Genomic DNA, 21,996 nt, shown 5'->3' on the forward strand with positions numbered 1-21,996 from the left:
CAGACCCCCGCTTTCGGCCTGAACGGCTCCTCGTCCTCAAACGCCGGACGGGCTGGAAGCCCTGGACCGGCGCCCGTAACTGACCCGAGGTCGCCCTACCGCAACGCGCTCCTCAGCAACCGCGCCGCCCTTCTCACCCTCGGTCGGGCCGCGCGGCGGGTCAGGGGGTGGAGGAGTTTGGCCGTTATGCCCACCGGCTGCCAGCGGATCTGGAGGCGGCCGGTGCCTCGGCCCTCTGGCTCGATGGTTACTTGGTGTGGTGCCGTGCCTGTGCGGTACGGGATGCGGGTGGTGAGGGTGGGGAAGTCCAGGGGGGCCAGGAGTACGGCGGAGTGGGCCTGGCCCTGGTGTTCGATGCGGAGCAAGGGGTGGCGGACGCCGGCGAAGCCGTGGTGGGGGACCGGGGCCGTGGCGAGGTCCAGGTGGACGTGGCCCTCGTAGATGCCGGGGCGGACCGGGGTGAGGCGGAAGGGGACCTTGAGGCGGTGTCGGCCGGGTGCGAGGAGGAGGCCGGCGCGGTGGGGGCCCACCGGGAGGCGTAGGCCGGGGTCGTAGGTGCGGATCGTGAGGTCGATCGAGGCGCCGGGGCCGCGGGTGAGCTCGGTGATCTCGTGGCGGAACTGGGCGCTTCGGAAGGGGCGCGTGTCCAGTTCGAGGTCGGTGACGTCGAGTTCGCGCCGGGACCAGTCGGTCGTGGGGATGGTCTCGCCCCAGTACGTGTGGCCCTGTGCGTCCGGTGTCACCCGTCTCGGGGCCACGCCCTGGCCCAAGCCCCGTGCCGCCGGCCTCGCTTCCTCGAAGCGGCGTTCGCGGACCAGTTGCAGGACCACGCGTTCCGTACGGGGGAGGCGGGCGTAGGCCGTGGGGGACAGGGTCTCCAGGTAGGGGGTCATGATGTCCGCGAAGGAGGTCAGCCACTGCTCGTCGCGGTACGGCAGGTCCCCGGCGTACATGCGGAAGTCGTGCTTGAGGAACTTGAAGTCCTTGTCGTCGCGCAGCCCCGTGTGCCCGCTCTCGGCGAGGAAGTCGTCGATGAGGCGCTGGACGCGGACGCGGTCGCGGACGTTGTCGAGCCGGTCGCGCTGGTTGGAGATCGATGCCGTGTCGGTGGCCGCGTAGGGCGCGATGTGCCAGCGGTACACCGGCTCCGGGACGATCGTGAACTCCTTGGCCAGGCAGTACGCCTGCGCCGAGAACAACTGGTCCTCGTAGTGGATGCCCTCGGGGAAGCGGAGGTCGTGGCGGTCCAGGAAGGCCCGGGCGTACATCTTGCTCGTCGACAGGTGCTCGAAGAGCAGCCGGGGTTCGGACTCGATGCCGAGCACCGTGCGACGCTCGGCGACCAGGTGCGGCATCCATTTCGTACGGCGGCCGTTGTCCTCGCGGATCCGCACGACCGCGCCCATCGCGAAGTCGATCTCCCGCTCGCGGTGGGCGGCCAGGAGCAACTCCACTGCGTCGTCCGTCAGTTCGTCGTCGCTGTCCAGGAACATCACGTACGGCGCCCGCGCGATCTCCAGGGCACGGTTGCGCGGGGCGCTGCAGCCGCCGCTGTTCTCGGGCAGGCGGAGGTGGCGGACACGGGAGTCGAGGGCGGCCAAGTGCCTTGCCACCTGCGGGGTTTCGTCCGTCGAGTGGTCGTCGCTGATGATGATCTCGATGTTGGCGTGGGTCTGGCGGCGTACCGACTCCACGGCTCGCGGGAGGCGCTCGGCGTCGTTGAAGACGATGACCGTGACGGTGACATCAGGGAGAGCGACTTCAGGGAGTGCGGCGTCCGGGAGTGGGGAGTGAGGGGGCGTGGCTTTCGGGGTCATACCGCCTCCCTCGGGCTCGGTGCCGGTGTGCGTTCCTCCAGGGGAGTCACCGGGGGCAGGGCGTCCTCGCTCTCGCCCAGGAACACCCGGCGCACGACCCGTTCGGCGGCGCGTCCGTCGTCGTACTCGCAGAAACGGTGGCGGAAAGCGGTCCGCGCCTTCGTCGCGCCCTCGTCGTGCCAGGCCGAGGTGGTGAGGATCTCCGTCAGTTCCTGCTGGGTGCGGGCCACTTGGCCGGGAGGCTCGGTCATCAGGTCGAAGTAGACGCCGCGGGTGGAGCGGTAGGTCTCCCAGTCGTCGGCGTAGACGACGATCGGGCGGTCGAGGTTGGCGTAGTCGAACATGATGGACGAGTAGTCCGTGACCAGCGCGTCCGCGGCCAGGGCCAGGTCCTCGACCGGATCGTAGGCGGAGACGTCGATGACCCGGCCCGTGCGGCGCAGGGCGGTCAGCGGGGACGGGGTGCCGTCGTAGAAGTAGTGGCCGCGGACCAGCAGGACCGTGTCCTTGCCGAGTTGCTCGGCGAGGGTGGCGAGATCCAGGCGGGGCGTCCAGCCGGCCTCGTAGTCGCGGTGGGTGGGGGCGTAGAGGATCGCGCGGTGGGCCGGGGGGATGCCCAGGCGGTCGCGGATCGTGCGGATGTCGGCCGCGGTGGCGGTGTAGTAGACGTCGTTGCGCGGATAGCCGTGGTCGAGGGAGACGAAGCGGGACGGGTACGCGCGCTCCCACATGCGGGTGGAGTGGCTGTTCGCCGAGACGCTGTAGTCCCACCGGTCGATACGGGACAGCAGGGCCTGGAAGTCCAGGCCCTTGGCCGCCGCCGGGAACTCCATCTGGTCCACGCCCATGCGCTTGAGCGGGGTGCCGTGGTGGGTCTGGAGGTGGATCGCGTCCGGGCGTTTCACGACCGCGTTGGGGAAGTTGACGTTGTTGACCAGGTACTTCGCCGTGGCCAGCACCTCGCGGTAGCGGCGGGTGCCGGGGAGTACGTGGTCGGTGTGGGGCGGGAGGAGGGGCGCGTTGTCGGGTGTCACCACCCACACCGGGTGGATCTGGGGGGCCAGTTCGGAGAGCTTGGCCGCGATCGCCGCCGGGTTGCAGGCGACTCCGCGGTTCCAGTACGCGGCGAAGACGGCCAGGTTGGGGTTGACCGGACGCGACAGTGACCTGCGGTAATGGTGGTCGCCGAGGGCGGCGGAGACGTGGCGGGCGCCGGCTCCCAGGGCCGACTTCGCGGCGCGGCGGGTGCGGTTGGCGGCCTGGAAGGCGCGGTACCTGGTGTACGCGTCCTCCTCCAGGAGGGCTCGGCGGATGCCCTCGGGGCCGGCGGGGCGGCGGTATCCGGGCGGGCGTTGCCGGACGGCGGCTGCGGCGGCGCGGTGGAAGAACTCCCTGGCCACCGCGTCCGGCATGGGCGTGCGGGCGAAGGTGCGCAGACAGTCCCGGATCATCACGTCGTACAGGACGGCGTGGGTGGTGCGGCTTGCGTGGCCCGGGGCGACTGCGGGGACTGTGCGGCCCGCGGCGCCGGTGGCGAGGGTGAGAAGGGCTTCGTAGCGGCCGACGAGGGCGTGGTGCTGCTCGGGGGTGACCGGGGGGAGGCTCTCGGGACGCAGCTCGTGGTGCTCGTACGCCACCTGGTTCAGGGCGGCCACGTGGTCGGCGAGGAGCAGGGTGGCGTAGGCGGCGTACGGCTCGTCCGGGGTGGTGAGGTGCGGCTCGTACGCGTGCCAGAACGGGGTGCGCAGCGCGCGGTTGCCCAGCAGCGGGGTGATGCGCAGCGCACTGCGGGCGATGTCGTCGAGGGGGTGCGCGGCGCGGCCCGCGCGGGCCAGGCGGGGGCCGTCCGAGGAGGGCAGGCCGGAGGCCTCCCAGGTGGAGCGGACGTGGTCGAAGAGGAGGACGTCCACCTCGTCCGGCAACTGCGCGACGCGCTCGGCGACCGTGCGCGGGGCGCCGGCGGGCAGGCCGTCCTTCGCGTGCACGAAGTGCAGCCAGCAGCCGGAGGCCCGGGCCGCGCCGGCCGAGCGGGCCGCGGCGTCGTCCGTGCCGTCCGGCAGGGGCAGCACCAGCATCTCCGGCGCGTACGCCCGGGCCGTCTCCTGGGCCCACGGCCCGACCGCGGCCACGATCACCTCGACGTCGGGGTGCGGGTGCGCGGCCAGGGAGGCGAGGAGTCCGGTCAGACGGTCCTGGGTGTTCGGCCCGTGGACGATGACACTGAGCTCGGGCATCGCGGGGGCTCCTTCACCTCCCAGGACTTATCGGGCTAGGTCATAGTGACACTAATAGAGTGAAAGGGTGACCTCCGGTTACGCCTGACGAGGGATGCCTCGCGAGGGGTGCTTCAGGAGGGGTGCCTCGGGAGGGAAGCCCTACGAGACAAGCCCTACGAGACAAGCCCTACGAGAGAAGAGGGGCTGTCGCGGGCGCCGGCTTCGGCTGCGGCTTGGGCTTCGGGCTCGGCTTGGCCGACTTGTCCCCCGTGAAGGCCTCGTACTCCTTCAGCACGTCGTCCGTCGGCCCGTCCATCCGCAGCTCGCCGCGCTCCAGCCACAGCACGCGGTCGCAGGTGTCCCGGATCGACTTGTTGTTGTGGCTGACCAGGAACACCGTGCCCGCGTGCTTGCGCAGCTCGCGGATCCTGGCCTCGGAACGCTTCTGGAAGGAGCGGTCGCCGGTGGCGAGGGCCTCGTCGATCAGCAGCACGTCGTGGTCCTTGGCGGCGGCGATGGAGAAGCGCAGGCGGGCCGCCATGCCGGAGGAGTACGTGCGCATGGGGAGGGTGATGAAGTCGCCCTTCTCGTTGATGCCGGAGAAGTCGACGATGTCCTGGTAGCGCTCCTTGACCTGCTCGCGGGACATGCCCATCGCGAGGCCGCCGAGGTGGACGTTGCGCTCGCCGGTGAGGTCGTTCATCAGGGCCGCGTTCACGCCGAGGAGGGAGGGCTGCCCGTCGGTGTAGATACGGCCGTTCGCGACCGGGAGGAGTCCGGCGACCGCCTTCAGCAGGGTCGACTTGCCGGAGCCGTTGGTGCCGATGAGCCCGATCGCCTCGCCCCGGTACGCCACGAAGGAGACCTTCTTGACGGCGTGCACCTTGCGCACGCCCGACGCCTTCTCGGTCTGCTTGCGGCGCAGGATGCGGTTGAGGGCGGCGGTGGCGGAGCCGCGGCCGGCGCCGGTGCCGTTGACGCGGTAGACGATGTCGACGCCGTCCGCGATGACGGTGGGGACCTGCTGGAGCTGATGGGCCTGCTGGGCCGACTGGACCTGATGGACCTGCTCTTGTGCGATCCGTTGTGCGGTCTGTGCGGTCTGTGCGGTCTGTGTGATCTGTGCGTTGTCAGCCACGGCCGTACGTCTCCTCAGCCTTCCAGAAGTAGATGAAGCCGCCGACGCCGGCGAGCAGCGCCCAGCCCGTCGCGATCGCCCACACGTGCGGCGGGAGTTGGCTCGCGTGGAAGCTGTCGATCAGCGCGAAGCGCATCAAGTCGATGTAGACGGCCGCGGGGTTGGCCTGCAGGGCCGCGGTCAGCCAGGACGGCCAGTCGGTGTGCTTGGCCATCATGTGGCTGATGCTGAACATCACGCCCGACGCGTACATCCACGTGCGCAGCACGAACGGCATCAGCTGGGCGATGTCCGGTGTGCTCGCACCCATACGGGCCATGATCATCGCGATGCCGGTGTTGAAGACGGACTGCAGCACCAGCGCCGGGACCACCAGGACCCACGAGACGCCGACCGGGATGCCGAAGAAGAGCAGGATCACGACCAGGGCCGCCATCGAGAACAGCAGCTGCTGGAGCTGCTGCAACGCGAAGGAGATCGGCAGCGCCGCCCGCGGGAAGTGCAGGGCCCGGACGAGGCCGAGGTTGCCGGAGATCGCGCGGGTGCCCGCCATGATCGAGCTCTGCGTGAACGTCCACACGAACACCCCCGTCACCAGGAACGGGATGTAGTCCGGCACCCCCCGGCTCGTGCCCAGCAACTTGCCGAAGATGAGGTAGTACACCGCCGCGTTCAGCAAAGGCGTCATCACCTGCCAGAGCTGGCCGAGCTTCGCCTGGCTGTACTGCGCCGTGAGCTTGGCCGTCGAGAAGGCGCCGATGAAGTGCCGGCGCGCCCACAGTCGGCGGACGTACGCGCGCAGGGAGGGGCGGGCCCCGCTGACCGAGAGGCCGTGCCGGGCGGCGAGGGCCGCGAGGTCGGCTTCGTAGGGCGGGGCGGGGGCCGTGGGGGGCGGCGTGTGGAGGGCCTGGGTCACATCCGCTGCTTTCGCTCAGGGGGAGGGGCCGGGGCGGGTTCTTACGCTTCTCTTCACGAACTCTTACGTCGGGACGGGACCGTATCGTCGCAACGTGAGCGTAGGTCTTGTGGGCGTCGGAACGCAACCGTTTCGTCGTAACGCCCTATGCTGTTCCGCATGACGACGAACGCCGACCAGCCCCAGACGAGTCCGCGCCGCCGGACCCCCGCCGGGGCGGCCGTGCTCCGCGAGGACGTGACGGAGGCCATCCGGGCGGCCGTCTTCGAGGAGCTGGCGTCGGTCGGCTACGCGCGGATGTCGATCGAGGGCATCGCGCGCCGCGCGGGCGTGGGCAAGACCGCGGTGTACCGGCGCTGGCGTTCCAAGCTGCACCTGGTGCTCGACGTGGTGTCGGCGGTGGCGGTCATGGGGCTGCCGACGCCGAACACGGGTTCCCTGGAAGGGGACCTGCGGATGCTGTACGAGGTGACCTCGCGCGCGTTGCGTCACCCCGTCGTGTCGCAGATCATCCCCGACCTCCAGGCCGAGGCGGCCCGCAACCCCGAGATCGCCGAGGCGCTGCAGAAGGCACTGGAGCAGGGGCAGGAGGGGGTCGCCAGCAAGATCCTGGCCGGGGCGGAGCAGCGTGGCGAGGTGCGGACGGGCATCGACAACGAGCTGGCGCTCGACCTGATCTCGGGCCCGTTGTACTGGCGGATGGTCGTGGCCCGCAGCCGGAAGCTGCCCAAGGGCTATCTGGACGCGCTGGCCCGGGCCACCACGGAGGCGCTCAAGGCGCTGTGAGTAGGCTGCGCGCAGCGACCGCCGGTTGGGCAGGTGGTGTCACCGCGGGCGCGGTGACCGGAGTAGAGGCGGAACTGCCGTGAGAGTCGTGATCGCCGAGGACCACGCCCTGCTGCGTGAGGGCCTCGTCCTCCTCCTGACGTCGGCCGGACACGAGGTCGTGGCCGCCGCCACCACGGCCCCCGAGATCCTGCCCGCACTGCGGCAGCACCGCCCCGACGCCGCCGTGCTCGACGTGCGGATGCCCCCGGACTTCCGCGACGAGGGTCTGCGCGCCGCGCTCACCGCCCGCAAGGAGTTGCCGGGGCTGCCGGTCCTGGTGCTCTCCCAGTACGTCGAGGAGTCGTACGCCGCCGAACTGCTCGCCGGCGGCGCCAGCGGCCTCGGCTATCTGCTGAAGGACCGGGTCGGCCGGGTGGACGAGTTCCTCGACGCGCTGGAGCGGGTCGCGGCCGGCGGCACCGCCCTGGACCCCGAGGTCGTCACCGAGCTCCTGACCCGGCGCCGCGACTCCCCGCTCGACTCCCTCACCCCGCGCGAGCGCGAGGTCCTGGCCCTCATGGCGGAGGGCCACGACAACGCGACCATCGCCAAGAGCCTCGTCGTCACCGAACGCGCCGTCCACAAACACATCGGCAACGTCTTCCTCAAGCTGGGGCTGCCGCAGAGCGACAGCGGTCATCGCAGGGTGCTCGCGGTACTGACGTATCTGAACAACTCGTAGGCAGCCGGTAGGCAGATGGGCCCGCCGAAGCACCTCCGCCCCCCGAAGCACCTCCGCCCCCCCCCCCCCGAAGCACCCCACGCGCCCCCGAATTACCTCCGCGCCGCCCCCGGATGCAGCCGGAGCCACCCCTCCCAGGCCGACTCGATCATGTCCTGCACGTCGTGCTTGGACTTCCAGTCCAGTTCCGTCGCGATGCGGTCGGCGGAGGCGACGACGCGGGCCGGGTCGCCGGGGCGGCGCGGCGTGACGGTCGGGGGGCGGTCGTAGCCGGTGACGGCGTTGACCAGGTCGATCATCTCGCGGACCGAAACGCCCTCCCCGCGGCCGATGTTGAGGGTGAGGGAGTGACCGGGGGAGGACTGCAGGGCCCGCGCCGCGGCGACGTGGGCCTCGGCCAGGTCGACGACGTGGATGTAGTCACGGATGCAGGTGCCGTCGGGGGTCGGGTAGTCGTCGCCGAAGATGCGCGGGGGTGCGTTCTCCGTGAGCTTCTCGAAGACCATGGGGATGAGGTTGAAGACGCCGGTGTCGGCGAGTTCGGGGGTGGCCGCGCCCGCCACGTTGAAGTAGCGCAGCGACGCCGTGGACAGGCCTGTCGCGCGGCCCGTGGCCCGGACCAGCCACTCGCCGGCCAGCTTGGTCTCGCCGTACGGCGACATCGGCACGCACGGCGTCTCCTCCGTCACCAGGTCCACGTCCGGCATGCCGTACACGGCCGCCGAGGAGGAGAAGACGAACGACCGTACGTTCGCCGCCGTCACGCCCTCCAGCAGGATGCGCAGGCCCTCGACGTTCTCCCGGTAGTAGTGCAGGGGGAGGTCGACGGATTCGCCGACCTGCTTCTTCGCCGCGAGATGGACGACACCGGTGATGCGGTGGGCCGCGATGGCGCGGGCGACGCGCTCGCCGTCCAGGGTCGAGCCGACCACCAGCGGGACGCCGTCGGGCACGCGGTCGGCGATGCCGGTGGACAGGTCGTCGTACACCACGGCGCGTTCGCCCGCCTCGGTCATCGCCCGTACGACGTGCGCTCCGATGTAACCGGCGCCGCCGGTGATCAGCCAGGTCATGTGCGGCCGTTCCCCTCGTCAGTGGGCTCTTTGGTCATACGTGGTCTGCAGTACGGGTCTGCGCTACTGGTCTGCCTCAAGTGTGCGTCGGCCAGTGAAGCAGGCGGCGGAGTCTGCCGCGGACCACGGACAGAACTCCTCGTGAACCGGGGGCCACGCGCAGTGCCAGCGCTCCGGAGTGTGTGACGTACGGCTGTACGAGTACTACGGCGTGACCGGCTCCGACCACCGCGCGTCGGCGCAGCGGACCGGCGCTCGTGAGGGCGTGCGCCGTGACCTCGCGGTACGCGCCGCCCTGGAAACGCACACGAAGGCGGAGGTCCCAGGTGCGGGACACGCTGGACGGCCCGTACGGCCCGTACGGCCCGTACGGCCCGGACGTCCCGGGTACTCCCAAGAACGCGGCCCAGTGGACCGTGGTCTCGGCCGACCAGACGCCCTCGGGCGAGGGTGACGGCGTGAGCGCCACCCTCGTACGCGGTCCCGCCGCCCGCCCCGTCTCCCGGCACCGCCACTCCACCTCCAGTGCCTCGGGCCCCGCCTGCGCCACCTTGCCGTACAGCTCGTGCAGGCGCAGCCGGAGGAGGGCGCTACGCGCGCGTGGGTGCAGTTCCGCGTCGACGGCGAGGGGGAGGAGGCGGACGGGGCGGGTGAGCAGGGCGTCCAGGGTGGGTTCGGGGAGGTCGGCCGACCAGACGGGGGTGCCGTCGGGGGCGTGCGCGTAAGGCGGCAGGAGGCGGGCGGGGCGGGCGGCCAGGTCCCTGAGGCGGGGCAGGTCGCGGGGCTCGGGGGAGGCGAGGACGACGCGGCCGATGAGGCGGCCGGGCGCGGTGGGGTTGTGGGCCCAGTCGGACGCGTCGTACTCCGCGAGGTACGCCCGCGTGTGCGCCCACCACGCGCGCTGGTAGTCGGTGTCGTGCAACCCCAACTCGCGCGCGTACATCCGCACCTCGTGGTCCAGGAACTTGCCGCGCGCCGCCCGCGCCAGCTCCTTCTGCCCGGCGCCCAGCAGGATGTCGTACGCCAGCCGGCTCGCCTCCGTGCGCGCCCGCCAGTTGGCGATGTCGGCGCGGTCCAGGGAGATGGACAGCCGGTCGGCCGAGCGGCGTACGTGCCAGACGTACACCCGGTCGGGGACGAGCGCGATGCGCGGCCCGGCGGCGAGCACGCGTGCGGTGAAGACGAAGTCCTCGTAGGGGAAGCGGCCTTCGGGGAAGCGAATGCCGTGCTCGCGCAGGAACTCCGTGCGGTACAGCTTGTTGACGCAGAGCGTGTCGTGGACCAGACGCGGGCGCTGGGCAGGCCGCTCGAACACGGCGTGCGCGGCGTAGAGGGGCGCCTGCCATGGCACCTCGCGCCGCCCGGGCAGCTCCCGCCGCACACAGAGCCCGCCCGCCACCTCCGCACCCGCCCCTGTCGCCGCCGCGAGCAGCGCGTCCACGGCCCCCGGCGCAAGGACGTCGTCGCTGTCCAGGAACATCACATAAGGCGAGGTCACCCGGTCGAGCCCGGTGTTGCGCGGGCTGCCGCAGCCGCCGCTGTTGACCCGGCGCCGGACCACCTTCACGCGTGGTTCGGTCGCGGCGAGACGGGTGAGCACCTCGATGCTGCGGTCCGTCGAGCAGTCGTCGACGGCGACGACCTCATGGACGGCGGGGCCCTGCGCCAGCGCCGAGCGGACGGCGGTCGCCACGTGTGCGGCGTCGTTGTAGCCGATGACGATCACGCCGACCTGCGAGGCGCGCGCGGTGCGGGCGGTGGGAGCGGCGTGGGGGTGCATCAGGGGCACGGTCCGGAATCGCGGGATGGGTTCATTACCGCGGGATCGTATGCCGGGTGAGTGGCATATCCATGGCGATACACGGTGATACGCCGTCAATAACCAGTAAGCATCAGTTAATAGTACAAACTCGCCCCCGTGGTGATCGGGGACCGGGAGCCGAGGAAGAGCGATCGCGAGGGCGGTGCGGCTGCGATCGTCGCCGTGTGTGTCCCCGCGGTCGTCATGCTCGGGCTCGGGCTGTGGGGCCTCGACCGCGACGGCATGTGGCGGGACGAGGGAGTGACCTTCCAGGTCGCGCGGCGGTCGGTGCCGGAGATCCTGCGGCTGGTGCAGGGCGTGGACGCCGTGCACGCCCTGTACTACCTGCTCATGCACGCCGTCCTCGCCGTACATCCCGGCGAGATCGCCCTCCGGCTGCCGTCGGTGCTCGCGGCGGCAGCGGCGGCAGGGCTGATCGCGGCGCTGGGGGTGCGGCTGGCGCGGCCGAGGGTGGGGTTGTGGGCCGGGCTGCTGTACGCGGTGACACCGCTGGTCGGGCACTACGCGCAGGAGGGCCGGTCGTACGCGCTGGTCACCGCGGGGGCGGCCGGCGCCACGCTGCTGCTGGTGCGGAGGGTGTGGTGGGCCTACGGAGTGGTCCTCACGGTCACCTGCCTGCTGCACGAGCTGGCCGCGCCGGTCGTGTGCGCGCATGCGGTGACGTTGGGGTTGGGACGGGCGCCGAGACGGGTGTGGGCCGCGTGGGGATGTGCCGTGGCGGCCGCCGGGGCCGCCCTGCTGCCGTTGCTGCTGGTGTCACGGGCGCAGGCCGGGCAGGTGGGGTGGCTGCCGGTGCCGGGGTGGGGGAGCGCGGAACGGCTGCTGCGGGAGTTCGCCGCCGGGCCCACGGGTGTGGTCTTCGGGGTGTGCGTCCTGCTGATGGTGGCCGGGCTGGGGGCGGGCCGGGTCGCCGCGGTCGCGTTGCCGTTGCTGGTGGTGCCGCCCGGGCTCCTCATCGCCGTGTCCCAGGTCCGGCCCATGTACGACGACCGGTATGTGCTGTACGCCCTCGCGGGGGCGCCGCTGCTCGTGGCCGCGGGGGCGGATCGGCTGACCGGTCTCGTGCGCCGCGTGCGGCCGTACGGCGACCGCCCCGCCCTCCTCGCTCACCCGCACCGGGGTCGTCCTGCCCGCACCGCCGGCCGATCCCCGCGCCTCCCCCTGCCCCCTCTGGCCGGCAGCCTCGCCATCGCCCTGGTCTTCCTCCACCACCTCCCCCTCCACCGCCAGGACCGCTCCCCGGCCCAACGCCCCGACAACCTCGCCGTCACCTCCGCCTACGCCGCCCGGCATCTGCGCCCCGGCGACCCGGTGCTGTTCGTGCCGTCGATCGGGCGGCGGGCGGTGCTGGCGTATCCGAAGGGGTTCCGGGGGGCGTGGGACATCGCGCTGCGGCAGTCCGGGTCGCGGTCGGGGACGCTCTACGGCCGTGAGGTCGGGGCCGGCGAACTGCGGCGCAGGCTTGCCTCGGTCGACCGGGTCTGGGTCGTCGCCGAGCCGTACGCGCTGACCTCCCCCTGGTATCCGAGCAATCCCACCGAGCGCGTCAAGCTCGCCATCGTGGGCGAGGAGTTCCGGCCGCTGTCCGCGGGACCGCCCGACGGCCCGCTTCGGCTGTACGTCCGCCGCCCGCCCGCCGAACGCATGGCGCACCTCGCCACGGAACGCACCCCGCAGTCCGCTAACCGCCCGCGCCCTCCACCGCCGCCGAGTCCAGCGCCGAGGTGAGCTGGTCCAGCCGGGCCCGCAGCTCGCGGATCTCGTCGACGTCGAAGCCCGTCGCCGCGGCGATCCGGCGGGGCACCTGCAAGGCCTGTTCGCGGAGTGCGGCGCCCTCCTCGGTCAGCCGTACCTCCACCGAGCGCTCGTCGCGGGCGCTGCGCTCCCGGCGTACCAGGCCGGCCGCCTCCAGCCGCTTGAGCAGCGGCGACAGCGTGCCGGAGTCAAGGCGCAGGTGTTCGCCCAGCTTCTTCACGGGCAGGTCGCCCTGCTCCCACAGCACCAGCATCACCAGGTACTGCGGGTAGGTGAGCCCCAGTTCCTTCAGGACCACGCGGTAGACGCCGCCGAAGGCGCGCGACGCGGCGTTGAGGGAGAAGCAGATCTGCTGGTCGAGGCGGAGCCAGTCCGCCGTGGGCGTGCTCGTCATGACTCCAGGGTAGCTCGTGCTCGTCATTTAGTTGTGTGCAATTGAATTGTGTGCTCTACTTGTCGTCGTCGGCGGCCGCCAACGGAGCCGCCGGAACGTGACTTGAGAGGGATGGTTTCCATGGACGCGCTCTACACCGCTGTCGCCACCGCCACCCACGGCCGCGAGGGTCGCGCCGTCTCCAACGACGGCAAGATCGACCTGCAGCTGGCCGCGCCGGTGGAGCTGGGCGGCAACGGCCAGGGCACGAACCCGGAGCAGCTCTTCGCCGCCGGTTACGCCGCCTGCTTCGGCAGCGCCCTCGGCCTCGTCGGCCGCCAGGCGAAGGTCGACGTCTCCGACGCCGCCGTCACCGCCGAGGTCGGCATCGGCAAGCAGGGCGAGGGCTTCGGCCTGAAGGTGACGCTGCGCGTGGAGCTCCCCGACACCCTCGACGAGGCGACCGGCCGCAAGCTGGTCGACCAGGCCCACCAGGTCTGCCCCTACTCCAACGCCACCCGCGGCAACATCGAGGTCGACCTCGTCATCGAGTAACCGCGCGCAAGAGCGGCGGTCACCCGATCCGCGCCAGTACCTCCCCCGTCTCCCGGCTCCACGCCACCACCACCGCCTCCTCCGGCACCCGCTTCCACCGCGTCAGCAGCAGCCAGCGCGCGTGGTAGCGCCGGGCGACGGTCGTGCGCTCGGCGCGGGTCGAGGCGGGGGAGAGGTAGGCGCGGACATCGGCGAGCCGGCGTTCCCGTTCCCGCTCGTCCAGGGCGGGGTCGGGCCAGATCGGCGCGGCCAGGTTCGGTCCGTATCCGGGGATGGAGCGAGGGGCGTAGTGCCCGTCGCTGATCACCACCTCGCCCTTCCCGACCTGCCGTGCCACCCAGGCGTACGACGGCCACAGTGAGGGCTGTTCGAGCCCGATGGGATCCAGTGCCCGCGGCACCACCGCCCCGCCCTGCACAGTCAGGAACCCGGCGCAGGCCCCGGCGACCGCCGCCCCGCCCAGCACCCGGCGTGCCCTGCGCCAGGGCCGGGGCGCCGCCAGCTCCACGGCCAGGGCGAACTGCAGCGGCACCAGGGTCAGCCCGAGAATCCTGCCGTAGGTGTAGTGGCCGCTGACCCAGCCGTACGCCACGAGCAGGCAGTCGAGGGCGAAGAGCAGCACCAGCGGATCGCGCCACGAGCCGCGCCGCCACCGCAGCCACAGCGCCGGCAGCCCCAGCAGCGCCAGCCAGAACTGCCCGCCGAGCTGCTCGTACAGCCGCTCGTGCATCCAGTCCACGCTGTCGTCCCCGGCCAGCGCGAACACGTCGAAGTACGGCCAGGACCAGGCGAGCAGCACCGCCGTGCCCGTCATCACCCCCCACCGCACGGCCAAGGCGCCCCCCTGCCCGCGCAGCAGGCCCCGCTGCCACCCCGCCACGAACGCCACCGCGCCCAGCGCCGCGGCCACCGCGGTGATCGGATGGATCAGCAGGATCAGCCCGTACAGCACCCCGATCCCCGCGTACCCGGCGAGCCCCGGCAGCCCGCTCGGTCCGACGTACCGGACGAGCACCTGCTGCCGGTCCTCCCCCTGCTCCGGCCCCTGCCCCTGGCCCCGCGCCCGCGCTCCCGTCAACGCCCAGGCCCAGAAGGTGAGGCCGATGGCGAAGGCCGAGGGATAGCCGAGATTCCCCGTCATCGACATCAGGCTCAGATAGCCGCTCCACCAGGCCCGCTCGGTCCCCCACAGCAGCGTCATCGCCCCCAGCGCGAACACCGGCGCCCACGGCCTCGGCGTCAGCACCCGCATCAGGCGGCCGATGCCGGTCAGCAGCACGAGCAGGTTCAGCGCGCCGGCCAGCCGCACCACCTCCCAGCCGCCCAGCCCCGTCAGCCGGGCGAACACGCCCTGCGCGACCGCGTACGGCGAGTAGTACGGGCTGCCCGCGCCCGGCAGGTCCGCCATCGGGTGGCGCGGGTGGAGCAGGTCCGCCTTCAGGCGTTCGACGACCGCCGCGTGCTGACCCGCGTCGCAGCACAGCGGCACGGCCCAGTACGCCAGCAGCATCACCAGGTAGAACAGGAAGCCGTAGACCTGGTACGGCGTCGGACGCCAACTGCGGCCGCCGCGCAGGGCACTCGCGCCACGCACGGTCCTCCGGACGAGGACACCGACAGCGGCGCCCGCGGCTCTGGTCGTAGAGGTTGTGCTGGTTTGAGGCATTTGCCGTATGTTCCCGGCAAGGTCAACGCCTCTACCTCACGTCACCTCATCGAGTGAGCCCCATCCGGGGAACCCGTCGTGGCACGCTTCAGCGGGCGTCCATGAGCGACGACCTCGCCGCCGCCGGCGCAGGCACCCGCTCGACCCCGCCCGGACGCTCCGGCATCCGCTCACCCAGCATCACCGTCCGTACGACCCGCTCCGCGGCCAGCCCGTCGTCGAACTCGCAGAACCGCTCCCGGAACCCCGCCCGCAAGCGCGCCGATTCCCCGTCCTGCCACGTCCCGGACGCGAACAGCCACGCCAATTCCCGGTACGAGCGGGACACATGGCCCGGCGCGTCGGCCGTGATGTCGAAGTACGCGCCCCGGCTCGCCGCATACGCCCCCCAGTCGTCGGCGTGGACCACGATCGGCCGGTCCAGGTTGGCGTAGTCGAACATCAGAGCGGAGTAGTCGGTGACCAGCACGTCGGCGGCGAGCAGTACGTCCTCGACATGCGGTTCGTCGGTCGCGTCGATCACCACGCCCCGCCGGTGCAGATCGGCCAGGCCCATCCCACGGGCCGTGCCCTTCGCGAGCGACGGATGGAGCCGTACGACGAGGGTGTGGCCGGTGCCGAGATCCCGGGCGAACCGGGCCAGGTCGATCCGGTCCACATGGCCGCCCCGGCGGTACTCGCGGCGGGTCGGCGCGTACAGCACGACGGTGTTGCCCGCGGGGACGCCGAGCCGCGCCCGCACGGCCTCGCCTGTCTCGGGGCCCGCGCTGACCAGCACGTCGTTGCGCGGGCTGCCCGTCCTGAGCGACGAGAAGTGGCACGGGTACGCCCGCTCCCACGCCAGTTCCGAGTGCCGGTTGGCCACCAGGCTGTAGTCCCAGCGGTCTGCCCGCCACAGCATCTTCGGCACGTCGAAGCCGTGCCGGGCGCCGGGCTTGGTCAGCAGGTCGGCCGCCATGTGCTTGAGCGGGGTGCCCTGATGGGTGTGGACGTGGACGCTGCCGGGGCGCTTGGCCAGGGTGCCGGGCCAGTTGACGTTGTTCACCCAGTACGTGGCCCGCGCCATCACCTCGTGGTAGCGCCGCGAGCCGGGCGTCACGAAGTCGATGCCGGGCGGCAGCGCGTCCACCGCGTCCTCCTGGACCACCCACACGCCCTTGATGTGCGGGGCGACCTCGCGGGCCTTGGCGTGGATCGCCGCCGGATCACCCAGCACCCCGCGATGGGAGAACGCCGAGTAGACGGCCAGCTCCGGATCGAGCGGGAGCTTCGAGTGGGCCGCGTACCAGGCGCGTTGAGCCCGGTTCGACGCCGCGCGCGTCACCCGCCGCTTGCCGCTGCCGGCCGCCCTGCGCACATCATGCAGACCGCGTGCCACGGCGTACGACGCGTAGGAAGCCGTCGCCAGCAGCCGCATCTCCTTGCCGCGCCTGCCGTCGGGTGGCGTGAAGCCCGCCGGGAGGTGGCGGGCGTGGAAGGAGCGGATCTCACGGTAGAAGTCCGGCCGGTCCGCGGGCCGCACCCGGTCCTCGCGCGCGAGCACGAACAGCATGTGATCCAGGGCCCGTTCGAACAGCAGCGGGCGCGCCCACGCCAGGTCCGTGCGCTCGGCGAGGAACGCGAACAGGCTCTCGTACTGCGGGAAGATGTCGAAGTGCCGCCGCCCCGGCGTCTTCGTGATCGCTCCCTGCCGCCGCTGCCGGTACTCGACCCCGATCCGCTCCAGGCAGGCGATGCGGTCGGCCAGCACCATCGAGCGGTAGGTGACGGGCGCGTCCTCGTACAGACCCGGCGCGTAGCGCAGCTCGTGCTTCAGGAAGAAGTCCCGCCGGTACGCCTTGTTCCAGGCGACCAGGAACAGGTGCAGGTACTCCGGGTTCTCGCGGACGTTGAAGGTGCCCGCGCCGGCCGCGGCCAGCAGGTCGGCCGCCGTACTGCGGCCGCCGCGGCCCCACCAGTGGGTCCGCACATGGTCGAAGACCAGGATGTCCGGCTCGTCGGCCGCCTCCAGGCGCGCGGCGACGGCCGCCAGCAGGCCCGGCGTGTACTGGTCGTCGCTGTCGAGGAAGAGGACGTAGTCGCCGCTCGCCTGCTCCAGACCGGCGTTGCGGGCCCGGCCGAGGCCGACGTTCTCCGGAAGGTGCAGCACGCGCACGCGTGCGTCGCGGTCGGCGTAGGCGTCCAGGATGGCCGGGCAGCCGTCGGGGGAGCGGTCGTCGACGGCGATCACCTCGAAGTCGGTGTACGACTGCCCGAGGACCGAGTCCAGGCACTCCCGCAGGAAGCCCTGCACCTTGAAGACGGGGACGATGACGCTGAAGCGGGGCACGTCGGTACCTCAGTTCCTTACGAGGGTCGTCGCGGCGGGGGCGGGGATGCGCTCGGCGAGCGGGACCACCGGCGGGATCGCCTCGGGCGGCTCGCCCAGCAGTACCCGGCGTACGACGCGCTCGGCGGCGCGTCCGTCGTCGAACTGGCAGAACCGCTCCCGGAAAGCGGCGCGCAGGGCCGTGGCCTCGTCGTCCGCCCACGAGCCGTCGCGCAGGACGGCCGCCAGCTCGCCCGGTGTCCGCGTCACCCGGCCCGGCGGTGCCTCCATCAGGTCGAAGTAGACGCCCCGCAGCTCCCGGTAGACGTCCCAGTCGTCGGCGTACACGACGATCGGCCGGTCCAGGTTGGCGTAGTCGAACATGATCGACGAGTAGTCGGTGATCAGCGCGTCGGCGGCCAGGCACACGTCCTCGGAGGAGCGGTGCGCGGTGACGTCGATGATCCGGCCGGTGCCGCGCCCGGCGCCGCGGTCGTAGAAGTAGTGGGCGCGCAGCAGCACGACGTACTCGTCGCCGATCTCCTCGCACAGCGCCTCCAGGTCGAGGCTCGACTCGAAGCCGGTGGCGTGGTCGCGGTGCGTGGGCGCGTAGAGCAGGGCCTTCTTGCCCTCGGGGATGCCGAGTTCGCGGCGGACGCGGGCCACGTCGGCGGCGGTCGCCGTGTAGTAGGCGTCGTTGCGCGGATAGCCGTACTCGAGGGTCTCGTGCGCGGCGGGGTAGGCGCTCTCCCACATCTCCGTCGAGTGCCGGTTGGAGGTGAGGTTGTAGTCCCAGCGGTCGACGCGGGCCAGCAGCTTGGCGAAGCTGCCGGTCGCCGCGGCCACCACGGGATACGTCGCCTGGTCGGCGCCCATCTTCTTCAGCGGGGTGCCGTGCTGGGTCGACAGGTGCACGCTGCCCTTGCGCTTGACGACGGCGTCCGCGAAGTTGGCGTTGTTGATCAGGTACTTGGCCCGGGCGAGCACGTCCCAGTACCTGCGGCTGCCGATGACCGCGTACTCCACGTCCTTAGGCACGGTGTGCGCCTGCTCGGCCTCGACAAGGAACACCGAGCGCAGATGCGGGGCGAGCTCCCGCGCCTTGGCATGGATGGCGGCCGGGTTGCAGACGTAGCCGCGGCCCCAGTACGCGCAGTACACGGCGAGATTCCGGTCCAGCCGGCGGCGCAGCTGCCACCGGTACCGCAGCCGGGTGCGCAGCCCGCGCGGCCGCGGCACCGCGGAGGCCGCCCGTGTCGCCGCCCGGTTGGCGCCGCGCAGCGCCCGGAACGCCGCGTACGCCCCCCTCGCCAGCAGCCGGTGCTGCACACCGAGACTCCCGCCCGGCACCCGGAACCCGGCGGGCCGGTACCGCCGGTAGAGCCCGCTCGCCCGCCGGAAGAAGGCCCTGCGCCGGCGCGGCAGCCGTCGCGGATGGGCGGCCGTCTTCAGTACGGCGGCGAAGAGCTGCTCGAACAACGGCCCGAGCCGGCTCTCCGGCAGCCCCTGCTCGACGGCCCGCGCCAGCACCAGCTCGGCCTGGTCGAGCAGCTCGAAGTGGTGCTCCCCGGGCAGGTTCGGCCGGCTGCCCTGCCGCCGCACCAGATGCCGTAGGACGACCTGGCGCAGCACCGCCATGCGCTCGGCACCCAGCACGACCAGGCCACCGAAGCCCACATCAGTGAAGTGGCCGTCAGGGAAGGGGAGTTGCCGTGCCGCGAGGAAGGCCCGCCGGTAGGCCGCACTCCACGCCGGGAGCTGGACGCCCGTCAGCATCGGAGCCTGCTCGGGGGCGAACACCCCGCCCGGCGTCCGCGCGAGCACCGGCGCGGCCGGGTTGGTCGGCTCACCCACCCACCACGGGGTCCGCTCGTGCTCGAAGTACAGGACGTCCACGTCACCGGTCTCGCTCAGCCGGGCGTCCAGCGCCGCCAGCGCGCCCGGCACCAGCTCGTCGTCGCCGTCCAGGAACAGCAGCCAGTCGCCGATCGCCGCCCGCAGCCCGGCATTGCGCGCCCCCGCCAGACCGGCCGTCGGCGGCGAGTTCACCGGCGCCACCCGGCAGTCCCGCTCGGCGTACCCGGCGGCGAGGTCCGCCGCCGGGGAGTCGGGGGCGTCGCAGACCGGGATCAGCTCGAAGTCGCCGAAGGACTGGGTCAGGACCGAGTCCAGCGCCTGGGACAGCCGCCCCGCGACCCCATGGGACGGAACGATGATGCTGAAGCGGGGCATACTGCTCTTTCTGTCGATGTTCCGGCGGCCGGGTTCCTCAGCAGGGCGGGGCCGGCCTCAGCCGGCGCGAGTACGGCCGGGCCGCCCGGCCGGACGCCAGGTGGGTGGCCGGGTCGGCGTGGGCCGTGACGGGCTGGAGGGCATGGGAACTCCTCTTCCGTTTCCGTGAGAACGGCGTTCAGAGGCTCTCGGTGACGGTCCGGCGCCCCGTCGGTTGCGGCACGGTCGTGAGCGGGGAGCGCGTGAGCGACGCGGCCGGCGACGGCACGGGGTGGCGCTGTGCGAGCGGTACGACGGGCGGATGGCAGGTCTCGCCGAGCACCACATGGCGTACGACCCGCTCGGCGGCGCGTCCGTCGTCGTGGGGGCAGAAACGCTCGCGGAACGCCGACCTCAGCTGCGCGGAGCGCGAGCCCCGCCAGTGCCCGGAGGCGAAGATGTCGATCAGCTCGTCCTCGTCGCGCGCCACCGCGCCCGGCGGAAAGGAGCGCAGGTCGAAGTAGGTGCCGCGGGCCGCCTCGTACGCCTCCCAGTCGTCGGTGTGGACCACGATCGGCCGGTCCAGGTTGGCGTAGTCGAACATGATCGACGAGTAGTCCGTGACCAGGGCGTCCGAGGCCAGGCACAGCTCCTCGACACTCGGATGGCCGGTGACGTCGATGACGCGGCCGGCGGTGGGCGTCAGGGGGCCGCCGTGCCGCGGGTCGGCGCAGGCCAGGACGACGAAGCGGGGGCCCAGACGGCGCAGGAGCCGGTGCAGGTCGAGAGGGGTGCGCTGGGTGCGGCGGTAGTCGCGGTGGGCGGGGGCGTAGAGGATCACGACCGTGCCGTCGGGGATGCCGAGCCGCTCGCGGATCCGGGCCACGTCCGCGGAAGTCGCCTGCTGGAAGACGTCGTTGCGGGGGCTGCCGTATTCGAGGGTCGTGTAGCCGCCCGGGTGTACGCGCTCCCAGGTCAGGGTGGAGTGGCGGTTGGCGGACAGGACGTAGTCCCACGTGTCGACGTCGTCGAGGAGCTCGTCCACGTCCATGTCGCCTGCTGCTGCGGGTCGTTCGCTCAGGTCCAGGCCCATGTGACCGAACGGGGTGCCCTGTTGGGTCTGCACGAGGACCTGGCCGGGGCGCTTGACCAGGCGGCGGTCGAAACCGTCGTTGTGGACGAGGTACTTGGAACGGGCGAGGGCCGTCCAGTAGGCGGCCGTGTCGGGGCGCAGGCGGCGCGGGCCGGACGGGGCGGTGTCGTGCCGCTCGGCGTCGGCGTCCGTGTCCGCGTCGGCGATCCAGGCGGTGCGGATGTGCGGGGCGTGCGTGCGGAAGGCCTGCTCCAGGGCGCCCGGGCTGTCGCCGGGGCCGCGGAAGCCCTTGGCCGCGAAGGCGGCGCGGTCGGCACGCAGGGGCAGGCGGCGCTGGACGCGGTAGTGCAGACGCAGGGCGCCGCCGCGCAGGCCCTTCAGCAGGCGGTCGGCGAGTTTGCGGGTGCGGCGCAGCAGGGCCGACGCCAGCTGCAGGGCACGCCACGTGCGGTGCAGGCCGAGACGGACCAGGCCGTGCCGCAGGCGGTTGCGCGGAGGGACGGGGGCACCGGGGGAGCGGTAACGGCGGTAGTGGGTGCGGGCCTTGCGCAGGAACGCGGCGCGGCTGCGGCGCGGGAGGCGGTCGCGGCGGGCGAACACCACGACCAGGTGGTCGACCATCCTGCGGAACAACAGCGGGCGCCAGCGTGCCAGTTCGGGGTTTTGGTCGACGTAGGCGAAGACACGGTCGTACTGCTCGAAGATGTCGAAGTGCCGCGGGCTGACCGTGCCGAGGATCGCGCCCCGGCGGCGCTGCCGGTAGTGCACGCACACCCGGTCCAGGGTCGCGATCGACTCCGCCGTCATCAGGACCGGGTACGTCCAGGGCGTGTCCTCGTAGTAGCCGGCCGGGAAGGCGAAGCCCTCCTCCTCGACGAACTCCCGCCGGTACGCCTTGTTCCAGGCGACCATCAGCAGCCGCAGCAGCCCCGGCCGGTCCGCCAGCCGGAACGGCGCCGGGCCGTCCTCGGCGAGCTGGGCGGCGGCCTGGTTGCGGATCGTCTCGCCCGTCCAGAAGGTGCGCGCGTAGTCGTAGACCAGGACGTCCGGCTCGGCGGTCTCCTTCAGCCGGTCCGCGATCGTGTGCAGGGCGTCGGGGGTGAGCGTGTCGTCGCCGTCGAGGAAGACCAGGTAGTCGCCGGTGGCCTCGGCCATACCGGCGTTGCGGGCGGGTCCCAGGCCCTGGTTCCGCGCGAGATGCACGGGGTGTACGCGCGGATCGCGGGCCGCGAACTCGTCGATGATCGCGCCGCACGCGTCGGGTGAGCAGTCGTCGACGGCGATCAGTTCGAGATCGGGATACGACTGCGAGAGCACCGATTCCAGGCACTCGTGCAGGTACGCCTGAACCTTGTACGCGGGGACAATGACACTGAACCTGGGCAAGGGACATCCACTGGGTCGGCCGGGGCGGTAGGCGGCGACAGCGCCTTGCCCGGCAACGGCCAATGGAGTGACTTGGTTACGCCGCGGTACGGCATACGGGGGATCATGAATGAACGCGAGGGGGCGGACCGATGACGGTCCGCCCCCTCAAGCGTGT

At 72.0% G+C, this 21,996-nt stretch carries 15 protein-coding genes; 4 read left to right on the forward strand and 11 right to left on the reverse strand.

Annotated features, from left to right (window positions below; translation table 11 throughout):
- Positions 1–95: 95 nt before the first annotated feature.
- The 4 genes from OHT51_RS25605 to OHT51_RS25620 all read right to left on the reverse strand — a co-directional run bounded on the left by OHT51_RS25605 (position 96) and on the right by OHT51_RS25620 (position 6,087).
- The gene (locus OHT51_RS25605) at positions 96–1,817 is read right to left on the reverse strand and encodes a glycosyltransferase family 2 protein (RefSeq protein ID WP_328881258.1); all 1,722 of its coding nucleotides are present in this window, start codon (positions 1,815–1,817) and stop codon (positions 96–98) included.
- Positions 1,814–4,051, reverse strand: a complete 2,238-nt coding sequence (locus OHT51_RS25610; protein ID WP_328881259.1) for a CDP-glycerol glycerophosphotransferase family protein — start codon at positions 4,049–4,051, stop codon at positions 1,814–1,816. The genes OHT51_RS25605 and OHT51_RS25610 overlap by 4 nt, the downstream gene beginning before the upstream one ends.
- Positions 4,052–4,220: 169 nt before the next feature.
- Entirely contained in the window at positions 4,221–5,114 is an 894-nt protein-coding gene (locus tag OHT51_RS25615; RefSeq protein ID WP_328884432.1) for an ABC transporter ATP-binding protein, read from the reverse strand.
- A gap of 49 nt (positions 5,115–5,163) precedes the next feature.
- Entirely contained in the window at positions 5,164–6,087 is a 924-nt protein-coding gene (locus OHT51_RS25620; protein WP_328881260.1) for an ABC transporter permease, read from the reverse strand.
- A 147-nt stretch (positions 6,088–6,234) separates the two neighbouring features.
- Here OHT51_RS25620 and OHT51_RS25625 point away from each other — a divergent pair, with 147 nt between their 5' ends.
- Together OHT51_RS25625 and OHT51_RS25630 are read left to right on the forward strand one after the other, a co-directional pair.
- Positions 6,235–6,873 (forward strand): TetR/AcrR family transcriptional regulator, encoded by a 639-nt coding sequence (locus OHT51_RS25625; protein WP_328881261.1) that lies wholly within the window; start codon positions 6,235–6,237, stop codon positions 6,871–6,873.
- A gap of 79 nt (positions 6,874–6,952) precedes the next feature.
- Positions 6,953–7,597: a response regulator transcription factor gene (locus OHT51_RS25630; protein ID WP_328881262.1), complete on the forward strand. Its 645-nt coding sequence runs from the start codon at positions 6,953–6,955 to the stop codon at positions 7,595–7,597.
- Positions 7,598–7,689: 92 nt separating this feature from the next.
- Here the strand turns inward: OHT51_RS25630 and galE are convergent, their stop codons facing one another.
- Together galE and OHT51_RS25640 are read right to left on the reverse strand one after the other, a co-directional pair.
- Positions 7,690–8,670, reverse strand: coding sequence for a UDP-glucose 4-epimerase GalE (galE, locus tag OHT51_RS25635; RefSeq protein WP_328881263.1), 981 nt, complete (start codon positions 8,668–8,670; stop codon positions 7,690–7,692).
- Between the two features lie 76 nt (positions 8,671–8,746).
- Positions 8,747–10,450 carry a glycosyltransferase family 2 protein gene (locus OHT51_RS25640; RefSeq protein WP_328881264.1) on the reverse strand — a complete coding sequence of 568 codons (1,704 nt, stop codon included), beginning with the start codon at positions 10,448–10,450 and terminating at the stop codon, positions 8,747–8,749.
- 138 nt (positions 10,451–10,588) lie between these two features.
- Between OHT51_RS25640 and OHT51_RS25645 the strand changes: the two genes are divergently transcribed.
- Positions 10,589–12,220, forward strand: coding sequence for a glycosyltransferase family 39 protein (locus OHT51_RS25645; RefSeq protein ID WP_328881265.1), 1,632 nt, complete (start codon positions 10,589–10,591; stop codon positions 12,218–12,220).
- Here the strand turns inward: OHT51_RS25645 and OHT51_RS25650 are convergent.
- Positions 12,174–12,668 (reverse strand): MarR family winged helix-turn-helix transcriptional regulator, encoded by a 495-nt coding sequence (locus OHT51_RS25650; protein WP_443052549.1) that lies wholly within the window; start codon positions 12,666–12,668, stop codon positions 12,174–12,176. The two genes, OHT51_RS25645 and OHT51_RS25650, sit on opposite strands and share 47 nt — an antisense overlap.
- Positions 12,669–12,761: 93 nt before the next feature.
- On the opposite strand from OHT51_RS25650, the gene OHT51_RS25655 reads away from it, so the two are divergent.
- A complete protein-coding gene (locus OHT51_RS25655) occupies positions 12,762–13,175 on the forward strand; it encodes an organic hydroperoxide resistance protein (RefSeq protein WP_328881267.1) in 414 nt (137 codons plus the stop codon).
- 19 nt (positions 13,176–13,194) lie between these two features.
- Here OHT51_RS25655 and OHT51_RS25660 read toward each other — a convergent pair whose 3' ends face one another.
- The 4 genes from OHT51_RS25660 to OHT51_RS25675 all read right to left on the reverse strand — a co-directional run bounded on the left by OHT51_RS25660 (position 13,195) and on the right by OHT51_RS25675 (position 21,839).
- Positions 13,195–14,841 carry a hypothetical protein gene (locus OHT51_RS25660; RefSeq protein WP_328881268.1) on the reverse strand — a complete coding sequence of 549 codons (1,647 nt, stop codon included), beginning with the start codon at positions 14,839–14,841 and terminating at the stop codon, positions 13,195–13,197.
- Positions 14,842–14,929: 88 nt separating this feature from the next.
- Positions 14,930–17,170, reverse strand: a complete 2,241-nt coding sequence (locus OHT51_RS25665) for a bifunctional glycosyltransferase/CDP-glycerol:glycerophosphate glycerophosphotransferase (protein ID WP_328881269.1) — start codon at positions 17,168–17,170, stop codon at positions 14,930–14,932.
- 9 nt (positions 17,171–17,179) lie between these two features.
- On the reverse strand, positions 17,180–19,381 hold the full coding sequence (locus tag OHT51_RS25670; RefSeq protein WP_328881270.1) for a CDP-glycerol glycerophosphotransferase family protein: 2,202 nt from the start codon (positions 19,379–19,381) through the stop codon (positions 17,180–17,182).
- A gap of 178 nt (positions 19,382–19,559) precedes the next feature.
- The gene (locus OHT51_RS25675) at positions 19,560–21,839 is read right to left on the reverse strand and encodes a bifunctional glycosyltransferase/CDP-glycerol:glycerophosphate glycerophosphotransferase (protein WP_328881271.1); all 2,280 of its coding nucleotides are present in this window, start codon (positions 21,837–21,839) and stop codon (positions 19,560–19,562) included.
- Between the last annotated feature and the right edge of the window lie 157 nt (positions 21,840–21,996).

This window comes from Streptomyces sp. NBC_00299, from assembly GCF_036173045.1.
GTDB lineage: Bacteria > Actinomycetota > Actinomycetes > Streptomycetales > Streptomycetaceae > Streptomyces > Streptomyces machairae.